The organism is Inhella sp., assembly GCF_027532025.1.
In the GTDB taxonomy this organism is placed as follows: domain Bacteria; phylum Pseudomonadota; class Gammaproteobacteria; order Burkholderiales; family Burkholderiaceae_C; genus Inhella.
The window spans coordinates 1-13,098 of sequence record NZ_JAPZSY010000123.1; the positions used below are offsets into that span (position 1 = coordinate 1).

Below are 13,098 nucleotides of genomic sequence, written 5' to 3' on the forward strand. Positions count from 1 at the left end.
GCGGTGTTCGAGGATTCAGTCTCATCGAGGCCATGGTGTGCTGCAGCATCGCCGCCGTGTTGCTGGCGGCTGCCGTGCCAGCCACTGGGCGCCTCATGGAGCGGCAACGAGAGCAGGGTGAAGTGGCGCAGTTCCGCGTCCACGTCCAGCACGCCCGGCTGCACGCGCTGGGCAACGGCGCCAGCGTGCACCTGCGCTTCCACGAGAGCGCGCAGGGCAGTGGCTACACGGTTCACCAGGGTCCACGCGATGGCTGCGCGCTGGACGAGGCCGGCGAGGTGCGCTGCGTCAGCGACGCCGAACTGCTGACCGCCGAGTGGCTGCCCGCTCAACGGGGGGTGCGCCTGAGCGCCAATGTGGCCCGCATGAGCTTTGACTCGGGCGGCATGACCGTCACACCCACGGGGAGCGTTTCATTCGTCGACCGAGATGGCCGCGGGCAGCGGGTGGTCGTGGCGCTCACAGGCCGCCTGCGCACGGAGGCCCTGTGAGACGCCCGGCTCATCAGCGCGGTTTCACGCTGGCGGAGCTCTGCATTGCGCTGAGCATCGCGGGCATCCTGGCCACCGTGGCCTACCCCAGCTATGCCGACGCGGTTCACCGCAGCCGTCGGGCCGATGCTTGGTCGGCACTGGCCGCCGTGCAACTGGCTCAGGAACGCCACCGCAGCGAACACACGCGCTACGCCGATGCCCTCGACACGCTGGCGCTCGGCGCTCGCTCGGCGGCGGGCCACTACGAGGTGCGCGTTCTGGCCGCCGATCGACAGGGCTACACCTTGGAGGCCCGCCCCGTGGCGGAGTCGCCGCAAAGCAAAGACGGCACCTGCCAGCGACTGCGCTTGGTTGTGGAAGCCAACCGCCAACGGCAACAAGCGTGGAGCGCGAGCGGCGATGAAAGCAGCCGCCGCTGTTTCGCCGCATGAACGGGACACGCGGCATGACCTTGGTGGAACTGCTCGTCGGCCTGACCGTCTCGCTGTTTCTCATGGCGGGCGCCGCCGCCCTGATGACCCAGCAGTTGCACGAACACCGGCGGATGCTGGCCCAAACCCAACTGCAAGCCGACCTTCGAGCCTTGCAAGTGCTGCTGCGGCGAGAGTTGCGCCAAGCCGGCGCTTGGGGCGAGCCGGGCGCCTGGCTGTGGACGCCCGAAACCGGCACGCCACGCGCCAACCCCTACGACACCATCGAAGTCCGGGCGGGCGAACTCCGTTTCGCGAGCAGCCAAGCGGTCAGCGACCCCACCCAACGCGAAGACCAGCGCCTGGACGATGCCGATCGCAAGGCCCTGCGGTGGCGCGGTGCAACCCTCGAATTCCGAACCGACGGAGGTCGCTTCCAGCCGCTCAACGATCCATCGTCCGTGGCCGTGCGACGCTTTGAAGCAGACCAAGAAGCCGTGGTCATGGACGCCGAACTGACCTGCGCTCAACCTTGCGGGTCCACCGCCCAATGCCCGCCCCGCGTCACGGTTCGGACCCTGCGCGTCCAAATCGACGTCGAGGCCGTCAGCGACCCCCGCGTGCGACGGTCTGTGGACTGGCGCATCCCCATCGACAGCCCTGGAGTGGAGGGCCAATGCGCCGCCTGACCCTCGCCCCCAGCAGGACTCAGGGCCTGTCCACCTTGGTCACCTTGTTGGGCCTGTTCTTGCTCACGGCCCTGGCCACGGCCTACGCCAACCGCCACCTGCTGATCGAGCACCGCATGGCGCGGGTCATGCAGGACGACGCCCGCGCGCAGGCGGCGGCGGCTTGGGGGGCCGAGCGCGCGCTGGGCTTGCTGAATGCCGGCGCCATCGACGACCGCTGCCAATGGCCCCGCGGCGGGGATGCGGGCACACCGGCGGCCGAACGCTGGCTCCGCCGCCCTGCGACTGGTCCGTGGACCCTGCTGCCTGCGAATGCCGCCATGGTCTGCGATGCCATCGCCGACGAACGCTGGGACTGTCGCTGCGCTGGGCCTGGGTCATCGGTGCCGCTGCGCGACACCCCACCGCAGCGCACGCAGTCGCTGAAAGTGGAATTGCAGCCCATGGCCGACCACCCCGACGTGCTGCGCCTGCTGGTGTTGGGCTGTGCCCAGGGCAGTGCCGAGTGCCGCACCGACCTTCCCCAGGGCTCCATCGCCCGCCAGCAAGCACGGCACAGCCCCCTGCAACAGCACGTGGGTTGGCTCCCCGCCCTGCGCCAATTGCCGGCCAGCGCCCTGATGGTCCAGGGCGCGGTGGACCTGGGCGACGGCTTGCTGCTCAGCAACGAGGACCCCAGCACCCAGGGCCTGGCCTTGCACGCGGGAGGGGCCGTGACGGGATCCACCGCTGGTCTCGTCGGGCCACCCGGCAGCCTGCCTGCCGAACGTTGGTTGGGCCGCGACCCCAGCCTGCAGGACCTGGGCGACGACGGCTTGCGCCGCCGACTGTTCGGTCGCCGCGCCGGCGCCGGCGAGACCCCGCCCGGCTTGCACCGCATCGCCTGCGCAACGCCGTGCACCGCCGAGGCCGTGACGAGCGCCTGGCGGCGGGGGCACCGATGGGTCCAGGTCGATGGCGACCTAGAGCTCGACACCCCCGTGGACTGGGGCGATGCCTCGCGCCCTCTGCTGCTCTCCGTGGAAGGCCACTTGCGTTGGAGCGGCGGCGGCCGCTTCGTGGGCGCCCTGCTCGTGGGGGGCGACGCCCAGCTCGGCGGGCAAGCGTGGCAAACCGAGGGCGCGCTGGTGGTGAGCGGCGGGCTTCGCGCCGACCGCCAGGGCCGCGTGCGGCACGACCGCGCGGTCCTGTTGCGCCTGCAGCGCGAGGCCGGCAGCTTCGTGCGCTTGCCAGGTGGTCGGTGGCCCGCAGCATGAACCGATATCGACACCGCGGCGCCACACTGGTCGAGGCCTTGATCGCCTTGCTGGTGATGGGCATGGGAATGCTGGGCACGCTGGCACTGCAAAGCCGGCTCCGCATGGCGGCCGACGACAGCCGGCAACGCGCCGAGGCCACCCAGTGGGCGCTCGAACACTGGGACCAACTGCAATCCGAATGGACGCTGCGTGGCGCTGCAGCGCTGACCGACTCCGCGGCCCACCAAGCCAAGTTCGGGGCCGATTACGAACTGACCCGGCAGGTGACGGCCCAGCCTGGCGGGTGGGACATCGACCTGACCGTGCGTTGGCAAGGCCGTGACGCAGCGCAGCGCCTGCGTTGGCAAGGGAGCCTCGCAACCGGCTCTGCGCTGTGGACCGCGGCACTCGCCCAAGGCCCCGCCGACGGCATGGCTTGGCTGGATGGCGGCCACCGAACCGGCGCATGGCCGGCCGACACGCGCCGCGTTGGCCCGGGCGCCAGCCTCTGGCAGCCCGATGGCGCCCACGCTTGGGCGTGGCGCCTGGACCATCGCCAGGCCGCCATCACGCACCGCTGCGAGCTGGGCGGCCACCCCACTGACCAGCAGCTCGAATCGGCTGACCCCAAGGTGTGCACTGCGCTGCCGCAGCCCATGGTGTGGGTGACCGGACACGTGCTGACCGATCCCGACACGGCCATGCCGGACTTCGGCATGCAAGCCACGCTGAGCAGTCACCCCCATCCCGTGCCCCCCAGCTGCTGGACGCGTCGACGCGCCGACGCCACCCGCTACCTGTGCCTCATCGCGCTGCGCACCCCCGACACGGCCGACCCCTTGGCCTATTGGAGCGGTCGCACCGAACTCACCGGCCTGCCCTGGGGTGTTGATGGATGGCGCGTGTGTCGGTTCAGCGTGGACCGAGATGGCAATGGCCGCATCGACAACGACGAGCACCCGGCCGACTACGCGCGGGTTCTCGCGAGCCTGGGCCAGCAACATTTTTTGCTGCGGCGCGCCGGCCGCCCCTGCCCCACCGAGCACACGGCGGCCCATCAGCCCTGACATCAGCCCTGACATCAGCCCTGAAGTCCACCCCTGAGCGGCCCATAGACTGGCGGCATGGCCCGTTTCGCTGCGCTCCCAACGCCCACGTCGCCGCCGGTCGGCACCCCGCTGTCCGACGAAGCGGCCATGCGCCTGGCGCTGGCCTGGGCCGAGCAGGCCATCGGGCTCTCCGACCCCAACCCGCGCGTGGGCTGCGTGCTGCTCGATGCCAGCGGTGGCTTCGTCGGCGCAGGACACACCCAGGCGGCGGGGCAGGCCCACGCCGAGGTCATGGCCCTGCGCCAAGCCGCCGAGCGCGGCCTGGCGGTACGCGGCGGCACCGCCATCGTCACGCTGGAACCCTGCGCGCACCACGGCCGAACGCCACCTTGTTGCGACGCCCTGCTCGCCGCTGGCATCGCGCGCGCCGTGATCGCGGTGGAGGACCCCAACCCGCTGGTCGGTGGGCAGGGACTGGCCCGAATGGCCGCGGCCGGGGTGACCATCACCCGTGGGGTCTTGGCTGACGAGGCTGCGGCCTTGAACGTTGGCTTCCTGCACCGCATGCGAACCGGCCGCCCCTGGGTTCGCATGAAATGGGCGGCCAGCCTGGATGGCTTCACCGCCCTGCCCGACGGCACCAGCCGTTGGATCACCGGCCCGGAGGCCCGGCGCGATGGGCAGTGGTGGCGACGCCGGGCGGGCGCGGTGCTCACCGGCATCGGCACCGTGCTGGCCGACGACCCCCGACTGGACGTTCGCGATTGGCCGACGGCTCGGCAACCGCTGCGGGTGGTGCTGGACACCGCGGGACGCCTGCGCCGCGAAGCCCGCGTGCTGGCCGCGCCAGGCGATTGCCTGCATGTGCACGGCCCCCACGGCTCGGCGGTGGGCGATGCCTGGTGTGCGCCCTTGGACGCCACGGGCCGCATCGACGGTGCCGCCGTTTTGGCCGAGTTGGGCCGCCGAGGTGTCAACGAATTGCACATCGAGGCCGGCGCCACGCTGAACGGCGCCTGGCTGGCGGCGGGTTGGGTGAACGAACTGCTGGTCTACATCGCCCCCAAGCTCCTCGGGCAAGGCCGGGGTGTGGCCGCCAGCCCATTCGCCTGGCCCCTGGACGACGCGCACCGATGGCATTGGCTGGAATGCACCCCGGTGGGAGCCGACCTTCGCCTGCGGCTTCAGGCCCCCGGGTAACCCCGAACCTACAATCGCGCCCTTATGCCCATGTCCCCCGTGCCCGAACTGGTGGCCGATCTGGCCGCTGGCCGAATGGTCGTGCTGATCGACGATGAAGACCGCGAGAACGAGGGCGACCTGGTTCTCGCAGCCGACCACGTCACGCCCGAAGCCATCAACTTCATGGCCCGCTACGGCCGCGGCCTGATCTGCCTGACTCTCACCCGTGAACGCTGCGAGCGCCTGCAACTGCCGCCCATGGCCACGCGCAACGGCACCCAACATGGCACCGCCTTCACGGTGTCCATCGAGGCGGCCACCGGGGTCACCACCGGCATCAGCGCTGCCGACCGCGCACGCACGGTGCAGGCCGCCGTGGCGCGCGATGCTCGGGCGAGCGATCTGGTGCAACCGGGCCACATCTTCCCCTTGCAAGCGCAAGACGGTGGCGTGCTCATGCGCGCGGGCCACACCGAAGCCGGCTGCGACCTCGCCCGCATGGCCGGTTGCACACCGGCCGGGGTGATCTGCGAAATCATGAACGACGACGGCACCATGGCGCGGCTGCCGGATCTGGAAAAGTTCGCGGCCGAGCACGGGCTCAAGATCGGCACGATTGCCGATCTCATCGAATACCGCAGCCGCAACGAAAGCCTCATCGAGGTGCGCGGCGAGCGCACCATGGCCACGCGCCACGGCGCGTTCGACGCCACCTTGTTCGCCGACCGCACGGGCGCCCAGCACCTGGCGCTGCGCCGGGGCCGCTGGCACGCCAGCGACACGGTGCTGGTGCGGGTGCACGAGCCCTTGTCGGTGTTCGACCTGCTCGACGCCAACGCCTGCGGGCACAGCTGGGGCCTTGACGACGCCTTGGCCACCTTGGCCGCAGCCCCTGCGGGCGTGGCCGTGCTGCTGAACGTGGGCGATGCCGCTGCCGACCTGCCCGGTCGTTTTGCCGGCGAAAGTCGCGGCGCACCGCGCACCGGCAACATGGACCTACGCACCTACGGCGTGGGCGCACAAATCCTGCGCCACCTTGGTGTGCAGCGCATGGAGTTGCTCGGCAGCCCGCGTCGCATGCCCAGCATGGTGGGCTACAACCTCGAGGTCGTGGGCTTTCGTCCCTTCGCTGCCGGAGCCGCTGATGCAGGGCGCTGACCAAGGCCAGGCCGTGGCGCTCGACGGCCGTGGCATTCGGGTGGGCCTCGTGCGCGCCCGCTTCAACGACGGCATCACACGCGCCCTGCAGGAAGCCTGCGAAGCGGAGCTGACCCGCCTGGGTGCCACGGTGGCCGCCCGCATCGAAGTGGGCGGCGCGCTCGAAGTGCCGCTGGCGCTGCAAGCTCTGGCCCGGCGCGGTGGCGTGGATGCCTTGGTGGCTTTGGGCTGCATCATCCGCGGCGAGACCTACCACTTCGAGCTCGTGGCCAACGAAAGCGGCGCCGGCGTGACCCGCGTCGGCTTGGACGCTGGCCTGCCCATCGCCAACGTGATCCTGACCGTCGAGAACGACGCGCAAGCTTGGGCGCGCATCGACAAAGGCCGCGACGGCGCCCAAGTGGCCGTCGAAATGGCCCAACTGCTGAAGTTCCTGCGCATGGAGATGCCCTCTTGAACGCCCCCCGCACGTCCAACCGCTCCGCGCGCCGCCAGTCCCGCCAAGTCGCCCTGCAGGGCCTTTATCAATGGCTGCTCAGCGGCGACGACGCTGGCGCCATCGATGCCCACCTGCGCGAGCAGCCCGGTTACGCCAAGTGCGACCAAGGCCATCTGGACTTGCTGCTGCACGGCTGCATCCGCGAAGCCGCCGTGCTGGACGGCCTTTTGACTGGGCACGTCGACCGACCGACCAAGGAGCTTTCGCCCATCGAGCACGCCGTGCTGATGCTGGGGGCCTTTGAGCTTCAACACTGCATCGACGTGCCCTACAAGGTCGTGATCAACGAGGGCGTCGAGCTGGCCAAGACCTTCGGCGGTACCGATGGGCACAAGTACGTCAACGGCGTGTTGGACCGCGTGGCCGCCCAAGTGCGGCGCGTCGAGGTCGCAGCCGCCCGCCAAGCGCCCCAGCCCCGCCGGACGTGATCCCGCCTGTCGCGTATCGCCTACCCGTTCGCGTCTACTGGGAAGACACCGACGCGGGCGGCGTCGTGTATCACGCCAACTACCTTCGCTTTCTGGAGCGCGCTCGCACCGAATGGTTGCGCGCCTTGGGCGTCGACCAGGATGCCGAGCGCCAGCGCAGCGGCCGTGTTTTCGTGGTGCACCACGTGGACGCGCATTACCTCAAGCCCGCGCGCTTGGACGACCTCCTCGAGGTGCGCGTGGGCGTGTCCGAGGCCCGATCCGCCAGCGTGGTGTTTGGCCAAAGCATCTGGCGCGGCGACATCGAATTGCTGCGCGCCCGCATCCGTGTGGCCTGTGTGGACACCGAGCATTTCCGGCCCCAGCGCCTCGACCCCGACCTCTTGCAACGCTTGCACGCCCCGACCCACACTGCAACCCGGCCATGAACCAAGACCTTTCGATCTTCGCCCTGGTGGCCCAGGCCAGCCTCATCGTGCAACTGGTGATGGCCTCGCTGCTCATCGTCTCGATCGCCAGTTGGAGCGTCATCTTCAGCAAGCTCTTTGGCCTGGCCAAGGTGCGCAAGGCCAACGACGCTTTCGAGCAGGAGTTCTGGAGCGGGCGCAACCTCAACGAGCTGTACCAAGGCGTCAGCCACAAGAACGCCGAGGCACCCTTGGCCCGCATCTTCGCCGCCGGCATGCGCGAGTTCCTGAAACTGCGGGAGCGGCGCGTGACCGATACCAGTGCCATGCTCGACGGCGCCCGGCGCGCCATGCGGGCCAGCTACCAGCGCGAGGTCGATGCGCTGGAAAGCAACTTGTCCTTCCTGGCCTCGGTCGGCTCGGTGTCGCCCTATGTGGGGCTGTTCGGCACCGTGTGGGGGATCATGCACGCCTTCGTCGGCCTGTCCAACCTCACCCAGGTCACGCTGGCCACGGTGGCGCCGGGCATCGCCGAAGCCTTGGTGGCCACGGCCATCGGCCTGTTCGCTGCCATCCCTGCGGTGATCGCCTACAACCGCTTTGCGCGTCAGATCGACCGCAGCGCCATCACCTTGGAAACCTTCATCGAAGAGTTCTCCAACATCCTGCAGCGCAACGCCAGCCAACCGGCACAAGGAGCCTGACATGCCAGGCGTTGCAGGTCGCAGCGGTCGACGCCGCACGATCAACGAGATCAACATGGTCCCGTTCATCGACGTGATGCTCGTGCTGCTGATCATCTTCATGGTCAGCGCGCCACTGATCACCACCGGCGTGGTGGACCTGCCCAGCGTGGGCAAGAGCAAGCAGCAGCCCGATCGGGTGCTGCAAGTCATCGTCAAACAGGACGGCAGCCTGCAGCTCAAGCAAGACAAGGCCGAGGCCCAGGATGTCACGCTGGCCCGCATCGCCGAACGCGTGCTGCAGGCCCAGGCGGGCAACACCAACACCCCTGTCGTCATCCAGGCCGACCGCCAGGTCAAGTACGAGGCCGTGGTGGACGTGATGGACCGCCTGCAACGCGCTGGCGTGGCCCGCGTCGGCTTGGCGGTTCGACAAGGCAAGGCCCCCTGAGCGCCACCATGCACGCCCTGCCCTGGCGCCCCTCGCAGACCGACGGCTTGGGTCGCGGTGTCGGCTTGGCGCTGCTGGCGCACGCGATGCTGCTGGTGGCCTTGAAGTTTGGGCTGGATTGGCGAACGCAAACCCAAGAGCCTGCCTTCGAAGCGGAGTTGTGGGCCACCGTGCCACGCGCCGCGGCGCCCCCGCTCGAGACGCCGCCGCCCCCGGATCCCACGCACACGCCGGCGCCCACCCCACCGGCCCCCGACGAAGCTGCACTGCAAGCGCAGCGCGAGGCCGACATCCGCTTGGAAAAGGAACGCGAGCGCCAAGCGCGCGAGCGCGCTGAGCAGACGCGACTGGAGAAAGCGCGGCGCGAGCGCGAAGCCAAGGCCCGCGAAGAGCGCCTTCAAGCTGAAAAGATAAAACGCGAAAAGGCCCAGCAGGAAAAAGCTCGCGCTGAACAAGAAAAGATCGAACAAGCCCGCGATGCCAAACGTCAACAAGAACGGGCCGATGCACAGCGCGAAAAACTGCGCCAAGAACAGCTGCGACGCATTCAGGGCATGGCGGGCGGGACGGGGGGTCCTCAGGCCACCGGCAACGCCGAAGTGAGCGCCGGGCCCAGCGCCAGCTACGCGGGGCGCGTCATGGCGCGCGTGCGCCCGAACATCCGTCCCCCCAAAGACTTTCCACGCGAACTGGTGACCGACGTGTTGGTGCGCTGCGCCAGCGACGGCACCATCCTCTCGGCCACCATCCGACGCAGCAGTGGCAACGCGGAGTGGGACGAGTGGGCGCTTAGGGCGGTGCTGGCCACCGCCACGCTGCCGCGAGACACCAACGGAACCGTGCCAAAGGAAATGGTCATCGGCATTCGCCCGAACGAGTGAGCCGGCGGGTGCGCCAGGCATCCACACTGAGGCCACCCGGCCCCCAGAACGCCAGCGCCAGCAGCAGCGCTCCCCAAAGCTGGTGCTGCACCCACGCAGCAGGCGCCACTTCGGGCAGGCTGATCACCGCCACCGCATTCACCACCGACAGACCCAAGGCGGCCAGGCGACCACCCCAACCCAGCAGCAGCATCACGGGCAACACCAACTCGCCCCCGGTGCCCAGCCAAGCCGCCAACCCGGGGCTCAAAACGGGCACGGCGTACTCGTTTTCAAACAAGGCCAGGGTGGTTTCCCAGTCGCGAACCTTGGTCAACCCGGAGAACCAAAACGCCCAGGCCACGACGAAGCGCGCCCACAACGCCAAGGCGGCTTGTGCCCCACCCAGAGCCAGGTCGAGCGCCACCCCACGCGGCCACCGGGGCCCGGCACTGGGCAGCGCGCCCGGGTCGCTGAGCACGCGCCACATCCAGCGCAAAGGGGGCAAGAACCCACGATCGGGGCTCGCAAGCGGGGCATTCACTGACATGGCATCTCCAAAGGTCGATGCCCACAGTCGCGCTCGATAGGGGCTGCCTTACACCACGTCCTGGCACCAATCCCGACCCGCAGCCCGGGCCAACCAACCCGCCAAGTCGAAATCTGGGTGCTCGGCCAGGGTCAAATCCAGGGCAGCCGCCAAGCTCGGCGCCTGCGCCAGCGCCTCCAGCCAGCGGGCGCCAGCGGGCGATACGGGGCCCCACGCGGGCCGCCAACCCTGGCGCCACACCAACACGTGGCCCGACCAAGGCTCGAGCGGCCCTGGCGGGTCGTCGCTGGCCGGCACGTCCACCTGGGCGGCCGGCCAGGCGTGGGGCTCGGCCAGAGCCGGCAGGTGGTGCACCGACAGATGGGCGCTCAGCCGCAGCCGCAACGCATCGGCCGGCCGCTCGGACAGCCGTTGCCACAGGCTGGGGGGTGGCGCTGCTTCATCGGGCGCGCCCGCCAGTCGGTGCAACGCGAGGTCGAGCCGCGTCAAGTCGATGGGCAGCAACTCCATGCCCGGCACGGTGGCCAAGAACGCGGGCAAATCCAGCCCCCACTCGGCGGCATCGCCCCGCTCCGGCGGGTGGGCCCGGGCGTAGGCCCAAGCCAAGCCAGCGAAGTCATCGCCCAGCCAAGCGCTCAGGCGGGGGGCGGCAACGGCCAGAGCGCGCACGCTCAGCGCCTTGGCGTTCTCGCGGTAGATCTGCAAGCCGCGCGCCAGATCCAGGCCCGGCAAGGCGCGACAACCGGCCTCGGCGACCACCGAGACCTCGGGCGGCGCCGAGCCCCACAGCGCGCGCAGCAGCAGGTCCTGACCGCTCATGCCTGGCTTTGGGCGTCGGCCCGCTCGGCTTGGGCCAACAAGGTGTCCAGCGCCGGGATGTCGGTGTCCCACTCGATGAGCGCGGGCAGCGGGCCGAGCACGCGCACCGCATGGCGATGCAAAGCCCAAACCGGGTCGCTCACCGGGCTGCCATGGTCGTCGATGGCCACCCCCGCCACGTCGGCATGGCCGGCCACATGGAGTTGACCCACGCTGCCCAGCCGCAGCGCATCCACCCACGCGCAAGCGCTGGCCAGGGGATCGACCTCGGCTCGGTTCTTGGCGTTGACCATCAGGTTGTTGAGGTCCAGGAGCAGCCCACACCCCGTGGCGGCGGTCAAAGCATTGAAAAACTCGGGCTCGGCGATGGTGTCGCTCTCCCAGGCCAGGTAAGCACTCAGGTTTTCGACCAACAGGGGTCGGCGGAGCCGGTCTTGCACCTGGTGCACGTGGCGCACGAGTCGGCGCAGGCTGTCGTCGTCGAACGCGATGGGCAACAAGTCCAGGCCGTGCAGGGTGGGGCCCTCGGTGCGCGCGAAACAGGCGTGATCTGACACCCGAATCGGGTCGATCTCATCGACCAGCCGGGCCAACTGGTTCAAGTGCCATTCGTCCAGCCCTGCCGCCGAGCCCAGCCCCAGGCCCACGCCGTGCAGGCTGATGGGGTAATGCTCGCGTGCCGCGTGCAGCAAACCACGCGCCGCACCGCCGGGCGCAAAAAAATTCTCGGCGTGCACTTCCAAGAACGGCAGCATCGGCAGACGTTCCAACACCTCGCGGTGATGGGGGTGACGCCAGCCGATGCCGCAGTGCATCACTTCTTCTTCAGCTTGGCCTTGGCCTCCTCGGCCGACATGCCCTTCATCGCCGCGCATTGGCCTTTGGGGACGTACCTCCACTCATCCGGGGCGTTGTCCACGGTGGCCTGGCCAGCGCAGGAATGCGTGCCGCTCAGGTTGGCGCAATCGTTCTGGCCGGCTTTGGCGATGCCGTAACACTTTTCCTTGGCCTTGCTGTCTTGGGCCAGAGCGACGTTTTGCGTCAGCCCCAGAGCCAGGGCGGCAGAAACGGCAGCAAGCACGCGGCGGTTGGAATCCATGAGAAGTCCTTTCGAGTCACAGAGTGGATGGAACTGCACAGTCGGGTCGCCCAGTCCCATCCTTACACTGCATCGCCCCACCTTGAGCACACGATGCACGATTTGGCCCAGGAACTCGAGCGGCTGCGGCCGCAACTGCTGAAGTTTGCCTTGCTTCAGTTGCGCAACACGGCCTGGGCGGAGGATGCAGTGAGCGACACGCTGTTGGTCGCCCTGGAAAAGCCCCAGACCTTCGCGGGGCGCAGCCAACTGAAGACTTGGCTCATCGGCATCCTCAAGCACAAGCTGGTCGATCAGATTCGGCGGCAAACGCGAGAGCTGTCCACCACGGCGGAGGACGGCGAGCCACTGGAGGACCTGCTCTTCCATGAGGATGGCCACTGGCGCGACTCGCCCAAGGAATGGACCCAACCCGAAGCCAGCTTGCAGCAGGTGGAGTTCTTCCGCGTGCTCGAGGCCTGCGTCGACAAGTTGCCGGGGCAACAGGGTCGGCTGTTCATGATGCGCGAGTGGCTGGAGCTGGACACCGAGGAAATCTGTAAGGCCTTGGCCATCAGCCCGACAAACCTGTGGGTGATGTTGCACCGCGCGCGGCTGCGGCTGCGCGCCTGTCTCGAACAACACTGGTTCCAAGGAGCAAGCGCATGAAGCGCGTCTGGGGCATGCGCAGCTGCCGAGAGGCCACGAGGCTGATGGTGCAAGGCGAGGCGGAACCCCTGCCGTGGGCAGACCGCTGGGCGCTGAGCTGGCACCTGCGCTTTTGTGTGGCATGCCGGCGCTTCCAGCAGCAAATGCGCCTGATGACCCGGGCCACCCGCGCGTGGCGCGCCTACGCGGGAAGCGACTCCGAGGCCGAATGAGGGTCCACCACCGCCGACGGTGTGCGCTATTGCGCGCCTTGCGACGGCTCAAGTCGCACTGAGCCGCTAGCATCTCGCCAACGTTTGCTACGTTTCCCCAGAACTCGATTGGAGGACACCACCATGATTCGCAACCTTGTCTTTGCTCTGGCGTTGGGCTTGTCGCTCTCGGTCATGGCCAACCCCAAGGTGGTGCGCAAGATCCCGCCCGAGTTCCCGGGC

The 13,098-nt window shown here is 69.0% G+C and carries 19 protein-coding genes; 15 read left to right on the forward strand and 4 right to left on the reverse strand.

Features of this window, described 5'->3' with window-relative positions; all coding sequences use genetic code 11:
- The 13 genes from O9335_RS14770 to tolA form a co-directional block, all read left to right on the forward strand.
- Positions 1 to 491 (forward strand): Tfp pilus assembly protein FimT/FimU (locus O9335_RS14770; protein WP_298389458.1); only part of this gene is annotated, 491 nt, incomplete at its 5' end.
- The gene (locus O9335_RS14775) at positions 488 to 925 is read left to right on the forward strand and encodes a type IV pilin protein (RefSeq protein WP_298389460.1); all 438 of its coding nucleotides are present in this window, start codon (positions 488 to 490) and stop codon (positions 923 to 925) included. The genes O9335_RS14770 and O9335_RS14775, both read left to right, overlap by 4 nt.
- Complete coding sequence (locus tag O9335_RS14780) at positions 922 to 1,593, forward strand: PilW family protein (RefSeq protein WP_298389462.1); 672 nt, start codon at positions 922 to 924, stop codon at positions 1,591 to 1,593. The genes O9335_RS14775 and O9335_RS14780 overlap by 4 nt, the downstream gene beginning before the upstream one ends.
- Positions 1,581 to 2,849 carry a hypothetical protein gene (locus O9335_RS14785; RefSeq protein WP_298389464.1) on the forward strand — a complete coding sequence of 423 codons (1,269 nt, stop codon included), beginning with the start codon at positions 1,581 to 1,583 and terminating at the stop codon, positions 2,847 to 2,849. Before O9335_RS14780 ends, O9335_RS14785 begins: the two co-directional genes overlap by 13 nt.
- On the forward strand, positions 2,846 to 3,898 hold the full coding sequence (locus tag O9335_RS14790) for a prepilin-type N-terminal cleavage/methylation domain-containing protein (RefSeq protein ID WP_298389466.1): 1,053 nt from the start codon (positions 2,846 to 2,848) through the stop codon (positions 3,896 to 3,898). The genes O9335_RS14785 and O9335_RS14790 overlap by 4 nt, the downstream gene beginning before the upstream one ends.
- A 57-nt stretch (positions 3,899 to 3,955) precedes the next feature.
- On the forward strand, positions 3,956 to 5,080 hold the full coding sequence (gene ribD / locus O9335_RS14795) for a bifunctional diaminohydroxyphosphoribosylaminopyrimidine deaminase/5-amino-6-(5-phosphoribosylamino)uracil reductase RibD (RefSeq protein WP_298389468.1): 1,125 nt from the start codon (positions 3,956 to 3,958) through the stop codon (positions 5,078 to 5,080).
- Positions 5,081 to 5,104: 24 nt separating this feature from the next.
- Positions 5,105 to 6,220: a bifunctional 3,4-dihydroxy-2-butanone-4-phosphate synthase/GTP cyclohydrolase II gene (ribBA, locus tag O9335_RS14800; protein ID WP_298389471.1), complete on the forward strand. Its 1,116-nt coding sequence runs from the start codon at positions 5,105 to 5,107 to the stop codon at positions 6,218 to 6,220.
- Positions 6,207 to 6,677: a 6,7-dimethyl-8-ribityllumazine synthase gene (ribH, locus tag O9335_RS14805; RefSeq protein WP_298389473.1), complete on the forward strand. Its 471-nt coding sequence runs from the start codon at positions 6,207 to 6,209 to the stop codon at positions 6,675 to 6,677. Before ribBA ends, ribH begins: the two co-directional genes overlap by 14 nt.
- Entirely contained in the window at positions 6,674 to 7,147 is a 474-nt protein-coding gene (nusB, locus tag O9335_RS14810; RefSeq protein WP_298389475.1) for a transcription antitermination factor NusB, read from the forward strand. The genes ribH and nusB overlap by 4 nt, the downstream gene beginning before the upstream one ends.
- On the forward strand, positions 7,144 to 7,575 hold the full coding sequence (gene ybgC / locus O9335_RS14815) for a tol-pal system-associated acyl-CoA thioesterase (RefSeq protein ID WP_298389477.1): 432 nt from the start codon (positions 7,144 to 7,146) through the stop codon (positions 7,573 to 7,575). Before nusB ends, ybgC begins: the two co-directional genes overlap by 4 nt.
- Positions 7,572 to 8,258, forward strand: a complete 687-nt coding sequence (gene tolQ, locus O9335_RS14820) for a protein TolQ (protein WP_298389479.1) — start codon at positions 7,572 to 7,574, stop codon at positions 8,256 to 8,258. The genes ybgC and tolQ overlap by 4 nt, the downstream gene beginning before the upstream one ends.
- 1 nt (position 8,259) lies before the next feature.
- Positions 8,260 to 8,688 (forward strand): protein TolR, encoded by a 429-nt coding sequence (gene tolR / locus O9335_RS14825; RefSeq protein WP_298389481.1) that lies wholly within the window; start codon positions 8,260 to 8,262, stop codon positions 8,686 to 8,688.
- Positions 8,689 to 8,696: 8 nt separating this feature from the next.
- Positions 8,697 to 9,569 (forward strand): cell envelope integrity protein TolA, encoded by an 873-nt coding sequence (gene tolA / locus O9335_RS14830; RefSeq protein WP_298389483.1) that lies wholly within the window; start codon positions 8,697 to 8,699, stop codon positions 9,567 to 9,569.
- Here the strand turns inward: tolA and O9335_RS14835 are convergent.
- From O9335_RS14835 to O9335_RS14850, 4 genes are read right to left on the reverse strand one after another with little or no spacing between them, the layout of a single operon-like run.
- Complete coding sequence (locus O9335_RS14835) at positions 9,544 to 10,098, reverse strand: DoxX family protein (protein ID WP_298389485.1); 555 nt, start codon at positions 10,096 to 10,098, stop codon at positions 9,544 to 9,546. The two genes, tolA and O9335_RS14835, sit on opposite strands and share 26 nt — an antisense overlap.
- A gap of 48 nt (positions 10,099 to 10,146) precedes the next feature.
- The gene (locus O9335_RS14840) at positions 10,147 to 10,917 is read right to left on the reverse strand and encodes a DNA-binding domain-containing protein (protein WP_298389487.1); all 771 of its coding nucleotides are present in this window, start codon (positions 10,915 to 10,917) and stop codon (positions 10,147 to 10,149) included.
- Positions 10,914 to 11,732 carry a DUF692 domain-containing protein gene (locus tag O9335_RS14845; protein ID WP_298389489.1) on the reverse strand — a complete coding sequence of 273 codons (819 nt, stop codon included), beginning with the start codon at positions 11,730 to 11,732 and terminating at the stop codon, positions 10,914 to 10,916. The genes O9335_RS14840 and O9335_RS14845 overlap by 4 nt, the downstream gene beginning before the upstream one ends.
- Positions 11,732 to 12,016 (reverse strand): DUF2282 domain-containing protein, encoded by a 285-nt coding sequence (locus O9335_RS14850; RefSeq protein ID WP_298389491.1) that lies wholly within the window; start codon positions 12,014 to 12,016, stop codon positions 11,732 to 11,734. The genes O9335_RS14845 and O9335_RS14850 overlap by 1 nt, the downstream gene beginning before the upstream one ends.
- Before the next feature lie 93 nt (positions 12,017 to 12,109).
- Here O9335_RS14850 and O9335_RS14855 point away from each other — a divergent pair, with 93 nt between their 5' ends.
- Positions 12,110 to 12,664, forward strand: a complete 555-nt coding sequence (locus O9335_RS14855) for a sigma-70 family RNA polymerase sigma factor (RefSeq protein WP_298389493.1) — start codon at positions 12,110 to 12,112, stop codon at positions 12,662 to 12,664.
- Positions 12,661 to 12,876: a zf-HC2 domain-containing protein gene (locus O9335_RS14860; RefSeq protein WP_298389495.1), complete on the forward strand. Its 216-nt coding sequence runs from the start codon at positions 12,661 to 12,663 to the stop codon at positions 12,874 to 12,876. The genes O9335_RS14855 and O9335_RS14860 overlap by 4 nt, the downstream gene beginning before the upstream one ends.
- Positions 12,877 to 13,098 lie beyond the last annotated feature (222 nt).

Bases quoted from the DNA above. Each gene is read 5' to 3' on its own strand.
- O9335_RS14780 (WP_298389462.1), top strand. From the start codon at position 922: ATGAACGGGACACGCGGCATGACCTTGGTGGAACTGCTCGTCGGCCTG.
- O9335_RS14785 (WP_298389464.1), top strand. From the start codon at position 1,581: ATGCGCCGCCTGACCCTCGCCCCCAGCAGGACTCAGGGCCTGTCCACC.
- O9335_RS14790 (WP_298389466.1), top strand. From the start codon at position 2,846: ATGAACCGATATCGACACCGCGGCGCCACACTGGTCGAGGCCTTGATC.
- ribD (WP_298389468.1), top strand. From the start codon at position 3,956: ATGGCCCGTTTCGCTGCGCTCCCAACGCCCACGTCGCCGCCGGTCGGC.
- ribBA (WP_298389471.1), top strand. From the start codon at position 5,105: ATGCCCATGTCCCCCGTGCCCGAACTGGTGGCCGATCTGGCCGCTGGC.
- ribH (WP_298389473.1), top strand. From the start codon at position 6,207: ATGCAGGGCGCTGACCAAGGCCAGGCCGTGGCGCTCGACGGCCGTGGC.
- tolQ (WP_298389479.1), top strand. From the start codon at position 7,572: ATGAACCAAGACCTTTCGATCTTCGCCCTGGTGGCCCAGGCCAGCCTC.
- tolR (WP_298389481.1), top strand. From the start codon at position 8,260: ATGCCAGGCGTTGCAGGTCGCAGCGGTCGACGCCGCACGATCAACGAG.
- tolA (WP_298389483.1), top strand. From the start codon at position 8,697: ATGCACGCCCTGCCCTGGCGCCCCTCGCAGACCGACGGCTTGGGTCGC.
- O9335_RS14835 (WP_298389485.1), bottom strand. From the start codon at position 10,098: ATGTCAGTGAATGCCCCGCTTGCGAGCCCCGATCGTGGGTTCTTGCCC.
- O9335_RS14840 (WP_298389487.1), bottom strand. From the start codon at position 10,917: ATGAGCGGTCAGGACCTGCTGCTGCGCGCGCTGTGGGGCTCGGCGCCG.
- O9335_RS14845 (WP_298389489.1), bottom strand. From the start codon at position 11,732: ATGCACTGCGGCATCGGCTGGCGTCACCCCCATCACCGCGAGGTGTTG.
- O9335_RS14850 (WP_298389491.1), bottom strand. From the start codon at position 12,016: ATGGATTCCAACCGCCGCGTGCTTGCTGCCGTTTCTGCCGCCCTGGCT.
- O9335_RS14855 (WP_298389493.1), top strand. From the start codon at position 12,110: ATGCACGATTTGGCCCAGGAACTCGAGCGGCTGCGGCCGCAACTGCTG.
- O9335_RS14860 (WP_298389495.1), top strand. From the start codon at position 12,661: ATGAAGCGCGTCTGGGGCATGCGCAGCTGCCGAGAGGCCACGAGGCTG.